This window comes from Rhodoluna sp. (genome assembly GCF_036721215.1).
In the GTDB taxonomy this organism is placed as follows: Bacteria; Actinomycetota; Actinomycetes; order Actinomycetales; family Microbacteriaceae; genus Rhodoluna.
The window spans coordinates 161,288-177,301 of sequence record NZ_DAIMLM010000001.1; the positions used below are offsets into that span (position 1 = coordinate 161,288).

Below are 16,014 nucleotides of genomic sequence, written 5' to 3' on the forward strand. Positions count from 1 at the left end.
GCTTACCAACCTCTACCATTATGCTTGCACAACACATCATTAGTTCAATTGAGGATGTCTCCGGCGCAGACTCCACGAGTCCGACAAGTTTTTTAGTGGTCTAAATTACTGCGTCGAATTTTTTCCTAACTGTAATCATCGCCTTGCAATATTTTTTGCTGGTAGCTAAACATCATTTGTTAGACTTTGGCAAACTTACTAATGCAATAGCCGGGCATTTAATCCCTATGTTCCGACACTTAACCAACGACGATCAATCAACTCTTCATTAAAATTTATTTGTTTTGACCATGGGCGCGGACTGATGACAGTTGAATCTGAATCAAAGTGACTCATGGTGTATGCCGCCCACCAGCTAAATGAAGAGTTACTCATGACAATCCCAGATGCGAGGGACATGATTTTAAGTGTAGCTAGCTCGCCGAGAAGCAAAATTCGCGAATCGAAAATTAGATCACTTATTCCCCCGAGCTCTTTTTTAGTCTCTTCGAGAGAATCAGTAAATACAATGCAAGGAGTACCTTTTCCATCAAGAATTTCTAGACTCGCCTCATAGTATCTTCTAGTCGTCAGACCATGAGCCTCCCGAATGTGTGATTCTGATGAATAGTCTCCCCTTCTCACGTGGACTGCAATAAAGGGATTGGAGGACACATCGTCAATAATTGCCTGCTCGCTCGTCGAGACGACGACATTTCTTATCTTTTCTGCAATCTCGGCACCAACCGACGGGAAGTATTTGGGTGATTGAAAATAACCCTCTATTGTTGTCCCGGGATGAATCGTGAATATTTCAGGCTGGAAAAGGTGTGACTTCTCTTTGAATTCCATAACTAGATCAGAACGCTTCATACGTCGAAGGGCATATTTCAGGGCCCGTCTTACCAGGCTGGGATTTGCTTCACCTGGAGTTGATTCGTGTATGGAGTGCTCGAACAATTGATCAAGCCCATAGACACGCTTTGTATGTATCCTGTAAAACGAGGTGTCAACCTCGACTTTCACACCAAGCCGACGAGCTTGCTCTAATGCAGCACCGTAAATAAATAATTGATTACCCAAACCACCCATAAGTTTTGCCACAATCGGAGAGTCACCACTTTTTCTCCAACTCATGACCTAAATGCTACCATTCATTTTGCCAAATCATATTAGAATCCCCAGAGTGGCAATTAAGTTTCGATTTGATCTTTGAAGAAAGAAGACATGACAAATTCGAATGCTTCGGGAGTACTCGTACAGGTAATCAATCTCGAAAGACGTCCTGACCGACTAGCTCGGATGACTGCCGAGCTACAAAAAGCTGGCTTAAGTTTTGAAGTCCAGGTCGCAGTTGATGGTCAACTAGAAACTCATGAACCCAAGTTTTTATCCAAGGGGGCAGTTGGATGCTGGAAATCACACGTTAATTCAATGAGAAGGATTGTTGAAGCAAAAGCTCCGTTTGGACTAATACTTGAAGACGACGCAGTCTTTACCCCTGTTGTTAACGACCAGTTTCTGTCCGAAATTACTGACCTTATGAACAGAAATCAAATTGATATTCTTCAAATTGGTTTTATTGATTGGCGAAATTCAACCTCTATGAGATCGGGGCTATTAGAATTTTTGATAGCTTTACTGAAATCTAGGGGCACCAAGGACTCGTCTGGTGTTCGATTTGTACTTGGAGACTTCCTGTTGACAGCGCATGCTTACATCGTTAACTTGCGGTTGGCGGAGGCACTTTCAGAGACTTTTCCAGGTCCACCCATATTTGCTTGGGATGATTATCTTCAGATTCTTGCAAAGGGTCAGATGCAACGCGGAATACGAGTAGCCAGGTTAATAGAAAGTGTGGTGTCGCAAGAGTCATATCAAGTCGAGGGATTAAAGAAAGACTCAGACATCTGGGACCATGAGGCTAGGTAATTCGCTATTGATTGGAGAATGACTTGCTAAAAAGTGAACAATCAGGAGTTGTAAATTTGATTCAAGTTCTTTCAGCACAGTAATCTGCAACAACTATTCTCAGTTAGGTAGTGAAAGAAAGAAGACATGACAAATTCGAATGCTTCGGGAGTACTCGTACAGGTAATCAATCTCGAAAGACGTCCTGACCGACTAGCTCGGATGACTGCCGAGCTACAAAAAGCTGGCTTAAGTTTTGAAGTCCAGGTCGCAGTTGATGGTCAACTAGAAACTCATGAACCCAAGTTTTTATCCAAGGGGGCAGTTGGATGCTGGAAATCACACGTTAATTCAATGAGAAGGATTGTTGAAGCAAAAGCTCCGTTTGGACTAATACTTGAAGACGACGCAGTCTTTACCCCTGTTGTTAACGACCAGTTTCTGTCCGAAATTACTGACCTTATGAACAGAAATCAAATTGATATTCTTCAAATTGGATTCATAGATTGGCTGTATTCACTATCTTGGGATTCTCTCCGCCCAGGATTATTGGAGTTTTTGATTGATCTTTTGAAAAGACGCGGGGTGAGAGACCGTTCTGGTTTTCGTTTTGTTCCAGGGGAGTTTAGGGACAGCGCACACGCCTACATCGTTAATGCCCGTTTGGCCGAGGCTATTTCGGACATTATTCCTGGGCCCCCGCTCATTCCTTGGGATGATTACTTGGGACTTCTAGCAAAAAATCAAATGTTTAGAGACATCAAAATAGCCAGGCTAGTAAAATCGGTCGCCACCCAGGACTCCTATGTAGTGAAGGGCTTAAAGTCTGATTCAGATATTTACCCCAAGAAAAATTGATGCAGTAGCATTAACCTTGAGCAGAGCAAAGGTAGAGGTACTTCTTGTCAAAAAATAAGATTTCAGGCTCAGTTGTAACTATCACAGGCGGAACTGGCTCTTTTGGATCTACCATGCTTAGCCACCTTCTTTCCGAGGGCGCGGCGGAGGTTCGAGTTTTTAGTCGTGATGAAGCTAAGCAAGATCAACTAAGACACAAGATCGCCGATAACCGAGTACGTTTTTACATCGGTGACACCAGAGACCCACTCAGTGTGAAAAATGCTCTAAAAGGCACCGATTTGGTTTTCCATGCCGCTGCACTTAAACAAGTTCCCTCTGCAGAGTTTTTCCCTTTGGAGGCTGTGGCAACCAATATTCAAGGTAGTGCCAATGTTCTTAGGGCCGCAATTGACAGAGAAGTATCCTCCGTTGTTTGCTTAAGCACCGACAAGGCTGTTTATCCAATCAACGCCATGGGCATGACCAAGGCACTAATGGAAAAAACTGCAATGGCTTTTGCTAGAGACAATCTAGACTCTAAGACTGTTATATCTGTAACCAGGTACGGAAACGTTATGTATTCCAGGGGATCGGTTATCCCGCTTTTTATCAGTCAAATTCGAAGTGGAAAACCATTAACAATCACAGACCCCGAAATGACAAGGTTCCTCATGTCACTCAGCGAGTCTGTTGACTTGGTCCAGCACGCCTTTGAGAATGCTGAGACTGGCGATTTGTTTGTTCGCAAGGCTCCAGCTGCAACCATTGCCGTCCTTCTAGAAGCTCTTCTTGAGTTAGTTGGACTAGACAGCCCAGAAATTAAGACCATTGGTGTTCGACACGGCGAGAAACTTTTTGAGTCCTTACTTGGTGCTGAGGAAATGGCTAAAGCAGAGGATCGAGGGGATTACTTCAGAGTCCCACTCGATACTAGAACTCTTGATTACGAGGCGTTCTTCGAGCACGGGGAAAACAAGCCGGCTTCGAACGAGTCTTACACTTCACACAACACCACAAGGCTAGATAAGGAAGGTGTCAAGACTCTTCTTCTTACCCTTCCTGAAATACGTCAGGAACTTGGGTTATGAGTGGTCCAGAAAAGCTAACTGTTGTCACAGTAGTTGGCACCAGGCCCGAGATCATTCGGCTTTCCAGGGTTATCCCTCTTCTAGACAAACACTTCAACCACATCTTTGTAAACACCGGGCAAAACAAAGACCCTATGCTCAGCAAAGTCTTCTTCGATGAACTAGAAATTAGGACCCCAGATCTTTATCTTGATGTGGACACTTCAACACTCGGGTCCGTGCTTGGGGACACACTTGCAAAAATAGAAAAAGTTTTTTTAGCTCACAAGCCTGACGCGGTTCTTATTCTGGGAGATACCAACAGTGCGATTTCTGCAGTCCTGGCCAAGAGAATGCACATACCCGTTTACCACATGGAAGCGGGTAACCGGTCTTTCGACGAAAATGTGCCAGAAGAAACCAACAGGCGATTGGTAGACCACGTTTCAGACTTCAATCTTCCATACACGGAGCACGCCAGAAGAAACTTGCTCGCAGAAGGGTTACCACCAAAACGCATACTGGTTTCTGGTTCCCCGATGCGTGAAGTCCTCGATTCCTACATGCAAAAGATTCAGGCCAGCAACATACTGACAACTTTGGACCTTGATCCTCAAAAGTATTTCTTGGTCAGCGCTCACAGGCAAGAAAACGTCGACTCACCGGAAAGACTCAAGGACCTATTGGAAACACTGAAGATGGTCCACGAAACCTGGGGTTTGCCAGTAATGGTTTCTACTCACCCAAGAACCCGTAAACAACTTGAGTCGATACCTGGCTACAAGGAAACAAAAGGTGTGGTTTTCCACGAACCATTTGGCTTTGTTGATTACAACAAGCTGCAGCTAAATGCCAAGTGTGTTCTCTCTGACAGTGGAACCATAAGCGAGGAGTCAATCATTCTTGGCTTCCCTGCTGTCACCATAAGAGACTCTATGGAAAGACCAGAGGCACTTGAGTTTGGTGGAATTGTTATGACCGGGTTAAAAGCCGCCAACGTTATCGCGGGCATTCGATCCGTTACAGAAGACGGAAGCTCTGCAAATGGAACACCGTCGCAGTCGCTACCAGCTGGCTATGAAGTGACCGATTGCTCCACTCGAGTGGTCAGATTTATGCTTTCCACTATTTCCAGACATCATGAATGGGCTGGAATCCGAAAGCTAGGCTAAAGCCCTCTCGGCAACGCCGGGCCCACTAGCCTTTAGATTCTGAAGCGATAACTTCTGAAACCATCTGTTCAATCGTTGGCAGTGCGTCATACCCAGCAGCCCGCCAAAAACCCTTGTTTTTCGCTGGAAAGTTAGTGCCTAGAGTGCGGTTTATGTTTGCCCCAGTCGCTGTTGGGTTGACTTTGATATCTGACCGACCTAGATACTTTGCAATCAAGGTAACTAGTTCGCACTTAGTAGTACTGTCTTGGGGAAGTACGTGAAAGACCCCAACCTCAAACAAATCATTCTCAACAATTCCTCGAGCAATTTTTGCAAAGTGCATCGAGGTTATTCCATTCCAAAAATGATCGATATAGCCCGAAATCTCTGCGTTCTTGGGTTGATTCCTTACCCACTCCAAAAGGGACGAGTTTCGATCCACTTCTGGTCCAATTATGGAAACCCTAAGGTGCATCATGGAGTCACCTTTTGCTTCTCCCAGACTCTTTGATTTGCCGTAAACATCCAAAGCGTCGTGCTCGTTAGTCTCTAAATAATTGCCTTTAGATCCAGAAAAGACACAATCTGTGGCAATTTGAATAACCTTCACTCCGTGCATGGATGCCCAAACTTCTAAGCGATTGGGAAAAGCACCGTTTATTTCGAATGCTGTTTCAGTCTGTTGAGTATCTGAGTCATTGATGTATGGCTTAATGATCCCAATGCAGTTAACTACATAATTAATTGGCATGGAGAAAGCGCTGTCTAGGTTGTCTGTAGCGGCGTCGAATTTCAAGAATTTAACATTTGAGCCAGCGACTAAACTCGTGGCTGCTCTAGTGGTGGCTATCAACTCACCCTGAAAGTTCGAAAATTCTTTCAAAACAGCTGAGCCAAGCATTCCGCTGGCACCCAATATCAACACCGTACTCATTTCAGTTAACTCTAGTTCCGCTTGTTGATCTCGATTGCGGTATTTAAGGTCTGCTCCATGGAAGACAAAGCCGCCTCCGGTGAGAAAAGTGCCGCTAGCGCCTTGTGGGATTCTGACTTGTTTGTCTCAGCACCACCAGCTTGAGCAACCTCTAAGGCAATGTCCAACACTTTCGTTGGAGTCTCGGCCCAAGTTAAACCCTGTATTCCATCGATAGCGGAGAACAAACCTTCCAGACGAGTAGAGACAACTGGAATGCCAGTAGCCAAATACTGAAGAACTTTATTCGGAAAAGCGATCGATGCTACTTGACTTATTTCTAAAGGATTAATGGCCACGGTAGAAAGGGCCAAGTAATTTGGCAAATCGTCATAGCTCACAAAGCCGGTGAAGATGACCCGATCAGAAATACCAAGATCAGTAACAATATTCCTGAGTTCATTCTCCTGGTCGCCACCGCCGATGAGAAGCAGTTTCGTTGATGAACCTTGAGGAACCAATTCAGCAAACCTCTTTATTACCTCTGGTAAACCTGAGAAATAGAAGAAAGACCCCATGTAAGTAATTACAGAGTCTGTTGGCGCAATTCCAAGGCGCTTCCGAAGTTCAGGATCTGGGACTCGATTAGAAAAGTGAGCAATGTCAAGCGGTGGATAATTCACAACCGAGGGTTTCTTTCGGCAGGCTAGGTTTTCACAATATCGCTGCATCGCGGAGTTGTTTGCAGAAAGCAAAGGAGAAAATCTATACATGAGTTTTTCTACCAAAAGTATTGGGAGTCTAAAAATTGACTCTCGAATCTCATGGGAGGAATCTAAGGCTCGGTGAATAAAAGGAGTTTTGAAAATGGCTGAAATAATCAGGGCCTGAAGGCCAAATGTAGGAACTGCGTAATTGAGAACCACATCAAATTTCTTTTCTCGAAATATCCTAAACAGTGCTGGCCAGCTACTAACCGTTGCCCACAACCTGTCGAACCCAAAAAACCCGAACTGATGAGGGCCGATAAGGGTTAACTTTGCTTCAGGAATTACTCGACCAATAATTTCCTTCTTACGGAATAGGTTCTTTTTGGCCCTGTTAGCGCCTTCTTGAAAGTGAAAGAATGTGACATCATGGCCGGCCTTGGCTAGTAATTCTGGAAACTCATGGATTTCATAGATTACTTTTTCCAAGTAATCAATTTCGTGAAGCACGAGGATTTTCACGGAGACTGCTCCTAAGTAGACCGGCAAATACCAAATCTACTAGCAACGCCAATTACAAGCGTTGATTAGGCAAGCAAAGACAAATATTTTTAGCAGTTCCGCGAATGACTTCAAGTGAACTCCACGGAAGGAACTAGGCCAACTACAGTATATTTAGTGCAATTATCCATTGTGGCTGTTGCCTGATGGTGATGAACTTGATGGTCAACGTGATCACATCTTGTATTGGCGAGGAATGGCTTGAAGGTATTCAATGTAAGCAGTAGCGATGAGGTTGGGGGCCGATGGAATGGCCACGACATCATTGAACCGCTAAAGGCCTTGGGAATAGATGCCAAGATTGGCTCATTCTGGAGCAATACTTCAAAATCTGAAAACTCAATTGAGTTATTTCCCGGTCGCAAAACCAGACTACTCGCGGAAGCAATTATGGCTATGGAAAGCCTCACGGGTAGGCAGTCCACCTACCAGTCCTGGTCAAGCAAAATTTTTGACCTACCCGAATTTCAAGAAGCAGATGTAGTCCACCTTCAAGTTATTCACGATCACATGATGACCGTTGAGAATATGGCGAAGGTGTTTGAAGTGAAACCTGCGGTTTGGACCTGGCATGACCTGTGGCCCCTTACTGGTCACTGCACCCTTCCCCTTAATTGCGCAAGGTGGGATTTAGGTTGCGGGAGTTGCCCATCTCTTGATTCTTCGCTTCCTGTCTATTGGGATCGAACCGATAAAGAGCGATCAAGAAAGGAGCTACTGTTCTCGAAAACCCCCATGAACATTCACATAACCACAGATTGGATGAGGGGTCAGATTGAAAAGAAGGTCTCTAACTGGAACGCTAAAGTGTTTCAGTTTCCCTTCGGAATAGACACCCAAGTTTTTAGACCAAAGCCAGAACTTGATGCCCGACAGATTCTTGGAATAGACAAGGATGTGTTTGTTGTTGCAGCTCGCTCTACAGACGATGAGAGAAAAGGATTTAAAGAGCTAGTCCAGGCCATTGAGCAAGTAAAAAAAACTGGAAGAAAAATCCTTCTACTCTGCATCCAGAAACAAGGTCTCGTTGCAAAGTACTCCAAGGAAGTTGAGTCTATTGAGTTGCCCTGGACTAACGATTTATCAGATCTAGGAACTTTCTACGAAGCAGCAGATCTTTTTGCCATGCCGTCCTCAGTAGAGTCCTTCGGAATGATGACCCTAGAAGCAATGTCATCGGGCGTTCCGGTTATAACTGTTGGAAAGACCGCCGCAAGTGAAGTTGCAGAATGCCCCGAGTTGGAAGTACATCTTGATGGTCTGGTCGGCCAAATGGCAAATCGAATCACATGGTCCGTAGACAATAAATCGCTATTGAAAGAACTTGGTGTTCGTGCAAGGGCCCGCGCAGAAGCTAAGTTTTCTTTAGAGAATTACTTGGGAAACCTAAAGAACATGTATGAGCAGGTTGCCAGTGACCGAATCTTCTGAAGGGTATACAACCTCTGCCACTTTCACCTCAGTCACGACTGAGAGAAACAGACTTATCTCCTGGGACAGTACTGTCCAGGGATTAAATAAGCCAGGTGGTGTCACCCCAAGCCCCAAAAGCTCAATCACTGCTAGGAAACTTGGGTTTGTCATGAAGATAACAAAATTGATTTTTGAATCTCTAGCTGAGCTTCCCTACGCATTTTTCAAATTCGGTTACGAAATCGCGAAACTTTTCACCCGGGTGCTTTCGAGAGTCAGGCTTCTTTTCTCTGTTTCAAAAACCGCAAGGCAAAAAGCACACCAGTAATAATCAGGAGTGACATTTATGAACAGAGATGGTTAATAAGTTTTGCCCCAGACTGGTCCTGCGACAAAAGTTTTTTACTAAAAGTCTTCAGCTACTCGAATGATCTGTTGCGATATTGAATCTAAGGCCAAGCCAACAGATTTTTGGAGATCATCCCAATCTTTTCCATCTGAATGATAGTTGTCGAATGGTAACCCTGCATCAACTTCTCGACGTATTTCAGCTTCTGGGTTAACAAGAGCAACGACTAGTTTGGCTAAATCGCATAGCTCAATCAAATCTCCACCAGTGTCAAGAATTAGACTGGTTCCTGAGCTTCTGGGCAGTAGGCAAAGGGCGAGAACATCCTCTATTGCGCAATATCGTCTATGGACAAGATGCTTTGCCCTTATCTCTATAAGACCTAACCTCGCCTGGGTAATCAGATCAGTAAATGCAAATGTGTGTGGCTTCGTAAAATAAGCACCGGTAACGCTCCAAGCCCTTGCAATTGAAATATCACATTGAAGTGCCCCGGCAATCTCCGAAACCTTGCTTTCGTAAATGCGCTTTTGAGCAGCATATGGGTTTTCCTCTAGAGAAAAAGAAGTGTGACCGGCCAAGTGCACACTTGCACCACTTGAGAACCCAATGTATTTTCTGACCGAAGGCAGGGCAGCTATGGCCAGAGACTGATCTATAAGTTTTTGATTTATCTCGACGTAGGCTTTGTGCCCAAGGACAGGAAGTCTTTCCCTAGTTACAAAAGCGGTGTCGATTACAACCGTAGGCTTAAACGCAGCAATAATCTCGAGATCTTGGCCATGGACAGCCTGACTTTGTCCATCAATTTGTATCTCTTGATCTTTGGATCCGGTAGCTAGTAGCTCAAGATCCGATTTCCTAGTCATGGTGACCGCAGTGCGTCCAAACCACCCGCCAGCACCCGTCACGAGCACTCGATCATCCGAACGCACATTCTTGAGCCAGAGCTCTTGCGCCTCTTGCCTAACAGTCATACATGAAATCTATCTTGGTTCGATTCCAGGAAAAGTTACATGGGATTTTCAGACCTTACATACCAGTCATCAAATCTTGATAGTTCCTTGTAAACCCGCTTATAGCCATTGCTTACTAACAAATCGAACAACTTATCTCTCGAACTTGTGTAGTTGTGCTCAACACAAATTACGTTGAATTTATACTCTCCAAAATCAAAATCTCGGAGGATCGAATACTCACTACCCTCAGTGTCTATAGAGAGAAAATCAATTTCGAATGGGGCATTGTAGGTTCTCAAAAGATCTCGAAGAGAAACGGTCTTGACCTGGTAGATCGAGGAATTATCTCTTAGATCCGAATGTAGATCCGAACCTTGAAAATCAACAACTGTTGAAAGCCATGCGTTTGAGGCTTGCGCAAAATCAATCAACTCTTCGGATTGGCTCCACACACAGCGGGTGTCTATAAAACAATTTCGGTTTTTCGCTAAATCCTTATGCCAAATATTCCCAGGTTCACAAAGAATCCCCGTCCAGCCAAACTTCTTCTCTAAAATAAAAGTGTTACTAAGTTCAACTCCATCTGACGCCCCGAATTCAACAAAAAAACCATTCCACTTAAGCCCATTGGCGCATAGAGCGAGAATGTCTTGACCAATTTGACTCTTAGCGTTTGAGATTATTTCTTGGGCTTCACTAACCTTAATCGAACTGGTCGAGGGTAATTGAGCCAGTAAATCCAAGTAGGCCTTAGGATAAGAATCTTCTATCATTCGACCCACTTCGGAAGTCCTTAAAACTACGTAACCGAACTTACTTATTACAAACGAGATTATTCTTTTTACAAACTTCATAGTTTAACCATAGCAATCATTTATACAAATTAGTCTTTGGCACATAACTACTTAAACTCTGGCAGAAACTAGAGATCACTAAGCCATGCAGACGCGGTTAAAATCAATCGGGTTTGAGTTGTTTGGGTGTTGGTGTCAAGGAACCCCTACTCAGAAAGTAACCTGCTAAGAACGTGACCATGATGATGGGTATCTCCCAGATTGGAGATATGAGTTTCGCAGCTGAGGGCAAGTTTAGAACCCGAACTAGGCTAGCTTCCTTTACTGAGTCCCACCTGCGGCTATAGGTCAGGGAAGTCGCGTGCCACCTGTGGCTGGAAAGGATCTTGTCAACAAAGATGGTTTTTCCAAGCTTTGAGAGCTTTAGAAACAAGTCAAAATCAAAAGCGAACTCGAATTTGTCCGACAGCCCCCCTACTCTCTCGAAGGCATCCCTCCTGAAGACAGCACTCGGCTGTGGAATAAGTTGTGGACCAAATCTAAGTAGTGGAACTGCCCAGCCACCGCTTCGCTTGACGAGAACATCATTTCCTTCAGAATCGATGTATTGGCAGTGGCCAAAAACCAAAACGGGCTTTTCGGGCTTAGTAAGAGCACCCACTGCAACACTCAGTGACCCTGGCGAAAGAAGATCGTCATCACCTATCCAGGTGATGTATTCGATGTTTTCTGGAAGCGCTCGAAATCCTTGGTTGATCTTTTTGGGTACCGATGTCTCAAGCTCGTCAATGTAAAGATCTACCAAACCCGGCTTTTGGTAGGAGGTAGAGTCAAATCCTTTTCGACCTACAAGGACAATGTAGCTGTCACCAGCTTCGCGGATGGATTTTAGGGTGATGTCTAAGTACTGGGGGCGCTCTCCAATAGTCGGAACAACAACTCCCACAGCAGGCATTTCACCATGATAGCACCGCCCATAAATTGCGGCCCTTGGGATTAGTGGCTACATGAAATGGCTATGATTTGAAAATGCGAAACAAGTTGATACTTCTTGGCTACCTAGCCCTGTTCTTCGGCTTAGTTTCTGTCTATGACTTATACAAAGGCAATGTTTATCTTGTTGCTCTTGTTGCCGTAATTCTCACCTTCGCAGGCTTAGTAGCCTGGCTTTGGTCAGTCCAGACAGGCAACGATAAGAATTAACTGCAAAAGAGCCAGATAGGTGTATCGTCAGAGCTGTGGGAAGGAGAAAGCAAATGAATCTAGATGGATGCAACTGCGGCGATGGCTGCCAGTGCAAGAAAAACGACTAAGTAAGTACTAGTAGCGCTCCTGGCGCAACACCTCTACATCCGCTACCCATACGCTAACTGCGTAGTTTGGGAAGTAGTCGGATTGCAATCTTTCAATGATTTTTTCTAGTGTGACCTGATCGGTTACAACCTCTATTCGAATGTTTCCACCCTCTAGATCACCATTTCTTTGGTTTCTTGGCCCGGTGCCGTGAGCGTCGGTCACTGTGTAACCCTTAGCCCCAAGGGCCATAAGATCCTTGATTAACCTAGACTCAAGCGCTCCCTCGCAGACAACCGTTAGCAACTTTCTCTTGGAAAACATCAAATACCCAAACCTTCCATAAATTGACCAATTGCAAACATGATTGGAATTCCAAAAATCAAATTGAACGGGAACGTAATAGCAAGTGATGCTGTCAGGTATACACCAGGACTAGCCTCCGGCAAAGCCAGCCTCACCGCAGCAGGAGCTGCGATATACGAAGCTGAGGCTGCAAGAACGCCCAAGATCACACTTCCACCGAGACTCAAACCGGTTAGTTCACCAGCTAAAACACCAAGGGAACCAGAGAGAATCGGGAACCCGATGCTGAAGAGAACTAGTCCAAAACCTGCCTTTTTGACATCAGGAAGTCTTCGTCCAGCGACGATACCCATCTCGAGTAAGAACAAAGCAAGAACACCGGTGAAGAGGCCACCGAAGAGAGGCTCAATTCTTTCGTAGCCACTGGCACCGGTTGCATAACCTAAAACCAATCCACCAGCTAGTAAGACAATTGATTTAGAGGTAACTATCTCTCTAAGGGATTCTCCCCAGTTCAAACCCCTGTTTAGACCTTTGGATGCCAAAAGTAAACCAACAACTATTCCTGGGACCTCAAGGATCGCCAGCAGCGTTGTTACGTAGCCTTCGTAAGAAATGTTTTGTGATTCGACAAAGATTAGAGCCGCTGAGAAAGTAACCAGCGAAGTTGACCCGTAGTGCGCGGCAAGAGCACCTTTATTTATAGTGTCTAGTTTGGTAAGTGTTCCTAAAACAATGAACGCAAGAAGTGGAATTACTAGACCCAGAGCTAAGGTTCCCAAGATTGGCAACCAAACCTCAGCAAGGTTTGCCTCAGATAAGGCAACTCCACCTTTGATACCGATACCTAGTAATAGGTATATAGATAGTCCTTGATAGACAGCCTCAGGTAGTCGAAGATCAGACTTAATCGCTACAGCTAGAAGTCCTAGTACGAAAGCCAAAACAGGCGCTGAAGTTGCGTTAGTTAGAGCTGCCTCTAGAAACATAGTTTTCTACCTCAACAAACCACTATTGCTATTTGAATTAGTTTACTTAGCTGCCCCGCGGACCAGCCCCTATTGGTTGCTTTGCATCAAGAGGAAACTATTTGGACTGCTTTTGCGCAATAAGTTGCTTGTATGTCTCAATCATTTTCTGAGTAAGCGCGCCTTGGAGTAACCAGGTTGGGTCCTCCAATAGCTCTCGCTTGTTGCTTCCTTCGGAGACATCTTCAGCGGCTTTTTTGATTGTCTTTGACAAGCTCTTGATGGTTCCCGACTTATCAAGCCAGTAAGTCTTCTTTGGAAGCTCTCCTGCAATCTTTGAGTCACACAGCAAAACGGGCGTTCCAACAGCCAGTGACTCGTAAACGGTCAACCCTTGGGTTTCAAAACCAATACTGGTTTGCATAACCACATCAGCGTTGGCAAAGATTTGTAAAAGCTCGTTGTGTGGGACTCGGCCTCTAAAAGTGACCCTCTTAGAAATAAGCCTTGCCCGAACCAAGTTCTTGGCTACTTTCTCCAGTGGACCAAAACCATAAATGGTTAGGTGGGCCTTGACCTTCGATCTGGCAAACGCTTCGATGGTTTGAATGAGTCTTTTTTCAGGCTGCATCCTTGCCGCCCAGACGAAGCTAATAGGTTTGTTTGGAACAGGGACTGTTCTTTTGATTTGCTGTATTTCATCATCGTCAACACCTGTGAAACTAGCCTCAATGTTTGTTGCGGCGCCCTTTTCTTCTAGCAGCGATGCGTAGTGCTTTGAAGGAGCTATAACGAGATCTGCCTGGGGCAGGATGAATTTTGCGTAGTCAAAAGCGTCTATGACTCTTGGACGCTTGTTGATTTTTAGGAAATGACCGTATTGCCAAGTGAAGAACTTCAAAAACATGATCTTCAAGGGTTTTCCAATTAGCTTGTTTGCCATAACGTCAACGTTGGTGTGTTCGGTATGGACAAGTGGGATGTTATGTCTTTTTGCTAGAGCGGCTCCTAGGCTGGCTGCTGCGAAGTCACCCTGAACGTGGACGATGTCAAAACTTCGTTCTTTGTAAACCTCTTCGCAGAACCTAGCTGCTTTTCTAAGTGACCAGACAATGGCGTACTCTCTGCCCAGAGGAGAGTAGTTAGAGGGTAGAACTTTAATGTTTTCGTCGACACGGGCTTTTTTTGACTTGGGAGCAAAAATGGTTACCTGAACACCAGAGCGGTTTAGATACTTGGTCTGCAGCATTACTGAGGTTTGAACCCCGCCTAGAGAGTGCGGATGCTGATCCATGAACAATGCGACGTGCAAGAGCACCTTTTCTAGTGAGCTTTATTGGGCTAGATAAATCTACCCGCTTCAGACGTAGAATCTAGACATGAGCATTCAAGAAACCGAACTCACCATGCTAGATGGCACTGTGGCTAGCTTTTCCCAATTCGCTGGAAAAGTAGTTCTAGTTGTCAACGTGGCTTCCAGGTGTGGCCTAGCTCCGCAATACGAAGCTCTGGAAGCACTTCAACAAAAATATGGCAGCAGAGGTTTCACGGTTCTAGGAATGCCTTCAAATCAATTCTTACAAGAACTTAAAAAATCAGAAGATATCGCAGAATACTGCTCAACAACCTGGGGCGTTAGTTTTCCAATGACCGAGAAGGTAAAGGTAAACGGAAAAGACAGGCACCCGCTTTACAAAGAGCTAGTCAAGACCAAAGATCAGTCTGGTAAGGCAGGTCCGGTTGCTTGGAACTTTGAAAAGTTTCTAATTCTTCCAAACGGCCAAGTTCACCGCTTTAGACCAACAGTGAAACCAGATGCTTCTGACATCGTTTCGTTGATCGAAGCAAACTTACCAAACTAATATTTTTGGGCAAAAATGAATGCAACTTCTAAAGTAACCGTTGAGCAAAAAGATCACATACTTTTAATCGGTCTAAATCGCCCCGAAAAACTAAACGCTGCGGACATGGAAATGCTCCAACTGCTTGCTTTGGCTTACGGCAAATTAGATTTGGATCCAGAACTTCGAGCTGGACTTGTTTTTGCTCACGGTGATCACTTCACTGCCGGGCTAGATCTTGCCGATGTTGCTCCACGACTAAATGCCGATGGTTTGGCCATGGTTCCTGAAGGCGGACTAGATCCTTGGGGAATTCAATCGAGGCCGGTATCAAAACCTGTTGTGATTGCAATCCAAGGAACCTGTTTCACACTCGGTGTTGAACTTGCATTAAACAGCGAAGTTGTAATTGCTGCCGAGAACGCAAAGTTTGCTCAACTAGAAGTGTCACGTGGTATTTTGCCATTTGGGGGAGCCACAAAAAGAATGCCAAGATCAGCTGGCTGGTCTAACGCAATGAGATACCTACTCACTGGAGACTCTTTTGATGCAGCAACTGCGCTTCGTCTTGGAATAGTCAATGAAGTTGTTCCAGTTGGAACCGAAAAAAATCGTGCATTCGAGATAGCAGAAAAGATTGCTGCCCAAGCACCGCTTGCGGTGCAGGCAACTTTGGCTTCGGCTAGAGCAGCGCTGATAGATGAAAGCGCTGAGGACGCGTTTATTGGAAAGCGCCTTGCCAGGCTAGCGGCATCAAAAGACGCCAGACGGGCGATGGAGGCCTATCTTTCTAAGTCACCAGTTACTTTTGAAGGAAATTGATCTTCCAAAAAACACCCAAGTTTTTTGTATGATTCACACAAAGAAGCAATCCTTGGATTTACTGGGCTTGTAGCTAATTACAGACTTATCTGACCCTCAAATTGAATGATTTCCTCGGTGCTTACAATCAAAGCAAC

18 protein-coding genes are annotated in these 16,014 nt (G+C 44.9%); 9 read left to right on the forward strand and 9 right to left on the reverse strand.

Features of this window, described 5'->3' with window-relative positions; translation table 11 throughout:
- Positions 1-225 precede the first annotated feature (225 nt).
- The gene (locus tag AC9UCN_RS00875) at positions 226-1,116 is read right to left on the reverse strand and encodes an alpha-1,2-fucosyltransferase (protein ID WP_509522904.1); all 891 of its coding nucleotides are present in this window, start codon (positions 1,114-1,116) and stop codon (positions 226-228) included.
- A gap of 90 nt (positions 1,117-1,206) precedes the next feature.
- Between AC9UCN_RS00875 and AC9UCN_RS00880 the strand changes: the two genes are divergently transcribed.
- The 4 genes from AC9UCN_RS00880 (at position 1,207) to wecB (ending at position 4,969) form a co-directional block, all read left to right on the forward strand.
- Positions 1,207-1,911 (forward strand): glycosyltransferase family 25 protein, encoded by a 705-nt coding sequence (locus tag AC9UCN_RS00880; RefSeq protein ID WP_509522906.1) that lies wholly within the window; start codon positions 1,207-1,209, stop codon positions 1,909-1,911.
- Between the two features lie 126 nt (positions 1,912-2,037).
- Positions 2,038-2,748 carry a glycosyltransferase family 25 protein gene (locus tag AC9UCN_RS00885; RefSeq protein ID WP_509522907.1) on the forward strand — a complete coding sequence of 237 codons (711 nt, stop codon included), beginning with the start codon at positions 2,038-2,040 and terminating at the stop codon, positions 2,746-2,748.
- A 44-nt stretch (positions 2,749-2,792) separates the two neighbouring features.
- A complete protein-coding gene (locus AC9UCN_RS00890) occupies positions 2,793-3,818 on the forward strand; it encodes a polysaccharide biosynthesis protein (RefSeq protein ID WP_509522909.1) in 1,026 nt (341 codons plus the stop codon).
- Positions 3,815-4,969, forward strand: coding sequence for a non-hydrolyzing UDP-N-acetylglucosamine 2-epimerase (wecB, locus tag AC9UCN_RS00895; protein WP_509522911.1), 1,155 nt, complete (start codon positions 3,815-3,817; stop codon positions 4,967-4,969). The genes AC9UCN_RS00890 and wecB overlap by 4 nt, the downstream gene beginning before the upstream one ends.
- 25 nt (positions 4,970-4,994) lie before the next feature.
- Here wecB and AC9UCN_RS00900 read toward each other — a convergent pair whose 3' ends face one another.
- Both AC9UCN_RS00900 and AC9UCN_RS00905 read right to left on the reverse strand, forming a co-directional pair.
- Positions 4,995-5,885 carry a sugar nucleotide-binding protein gene (locus AC9UCN_RS00900; protein ID WP_509522913.1) on the reverse strand — a complete coding sequence of 297 codons (891 nt, stop codon included), beginning with the start codon at positions 5,883-5,885 and terminating at the stop codon, positions 4,995-4,997.
- Positions 5,886-5,896: 11 nt separating this feature from the next.
- Entirely contained in the window at positions 5,897-7,093 is a 1,197-nt protein-coding gene (locus AC9UCN_RS00905; protein WP_509522914.1) for a glycosyltransferase, read from the reverse strand.
- 240 nt (positions 7,094-7,333) lie between these two features.
- Here AC9UCN_RS00905 and AC9UCN_RS00910 point away from each other — a divergent pair, with 240 nt between their 5' ends.
- Together AC9UCN_RS00910 and AC9UCN_RS00915 are read left to right on the forward strand one after the other, a co-directional pair.
- Entirely contained in the window at positions 7,334-8,563 is a 1,230-nt protein-coding gene (locus AC9UCN_RS00910) for a glycosyltransferase (RefSeq protein WP_509522916.1), read from the forward strand.
- A 151-nt stretch (positions 8,564-8,714) separates the two neighbouring features.
- Positions 8,715-8,873, forward strand: a complete 159-nt coding sequence (locus AC9UCN_RS00915; RefSeq protein ID WP_509522917.1) for a hypothetical protein — start codon at positions 8,715-8,717, stop codon at positions 8,871-8,873.
- Positions 8,874-8,950: 77 nt separating this feature from the next.
- Here the strand turns inward: AC9UCN_RS00915 and AC9UCN_RS00920 are convergent, their stop codons facing one another.
- From AC9UCN_RS00920 to AC9UCN_RS00930, 3 genes are all read right to left on the reverse strand, one after another.
- Positions 8,951-9,871: an NAD-dependent epimerase/dehydratase family protein gene (locus AC9UCN_RS00920; RefSeq protein WP_509522919.1), complete on the reverse strand. Its 921-nt coding sequence runs from the start codon at positions 9,869-9,871 to the stop codon at positions 8,951-8,953.
- 35 nt (positions 9,872-9,906) lie between these two features.
- Positions 9,907-10,707: an FkbM family methyltransferase gene (locus tag AC9UCN_RS00925; RefSeq protein ID WP_509522920.1), complete on the reverse strand. Its 801-nt coding sequence runs from the start codon at positions 10,705-10,707 to the stop codon at positions 9,907-9,909.
- Positions 10,708-10,810: 103 nt separating this feature from the next.
- Entirely contained in the window at positions 10,811-11,602 is a 792-nt protein-coding gene (locus AC9UCN_RS00930; RefSeq protein WP_509522921.1) for a glycosyltransferase family protein, read from the reverse strand.
- A 74-nt stretch (positions 11,603-11,676) separates the two neighbouring features.
- On the opposite strand from AC9UCN_RS00930, the gene AC9UCN_RS00935 reads away from it, so the two are divergent.
- The gene (locus AC9UCN_RS00935) at positions 11,677-11,850 is read left to right on the forward strand and encodes a hypothetical protein (RefSeq protein WP_509522922.1); all 174 of its coding nucleotides are present in this window, start codon (positions 11,677-11,679) and stop codon (positions 11,848-11,850) included.
- Positions 11,851-11,967: 117 nt separating this feature from the next.
- Here AC9UCN_RS00935 and AC9UCN_RS00940 read toward each other — a convergent pair whose 3' ends face one another.
- From AC9UCN_RS00940 to AC9UCN_RS00950, 3 genes are all read right to left on the reverse strand, one after another.
- Entirely contained in the window at positions 11,968-12,264 is a 297-nt protein-coding gene (locus AC9UCN_RS00940) for a DUF3240 family protein (RefSeq protein ID WP_509522924.1), read from the reverse strand.
- Positions 12,264-13,235, reverse strand: coding sequence for a sodium-dependent bicarbonate transport family permease (locus AC9UCN_RS00945; RefSeq protein WP_509522926.1), 972 nt, complete (start codon positions 13,233-13,235; stop codon positions 12,264-12,266). The genes AC9UCN_RS00940 and AC9UCN_RS00945 overlap by 1 nt, the downstream gene beginning before the upstream one ends.
- Positions 13,236-13,332: 97 nt before the next feature.
- Complete coding sequence (locus tag AC9UCN_RS00950; protein WP_509522928.1) at positions 13,333-14,532, reverse strand: glycosyltransferase; 1,200 nt, start codon at positions 14,530-14,532, stop codon at positions 13,333-13,335.
- A gap of 61 nt (positions 14,533-14,593) precedes the next feature.
- Between AC9UCN_RS00950 and AC9UCN_RS00955 the strand changes: the two genes are divergently transcribed.
- Together AC9UCN_RS00955 and AC9UCN_RS00960 are read left to right on the forward strand one after the other, a co-directional pair.
- Entirely contained in the window at positions 14,594-15,076 is a 483-nt protein-coding gene (locus AC9UCN_RS00955; RefSeq protein ID WP_509522930.1) for a glutathione peroxidase, read from the forward strand.
- Positions 15,077-15,091: 15 nt separating this feature from the next.
- Positions 15,092-15,877: a crotonase/enoyl-CoA hydratase family protein gene (locus AC9UCN_RS00960; RefSeq protein ID WP_509522932.1), complete on the forward strand. Its 786-nt coding sequence runs from the start codon at positions 15,092-15,094 to the stop codon at positions 15,875-15,877.
- Positions 15,878-16,014 lie beyond the last annotated feature (137 nt).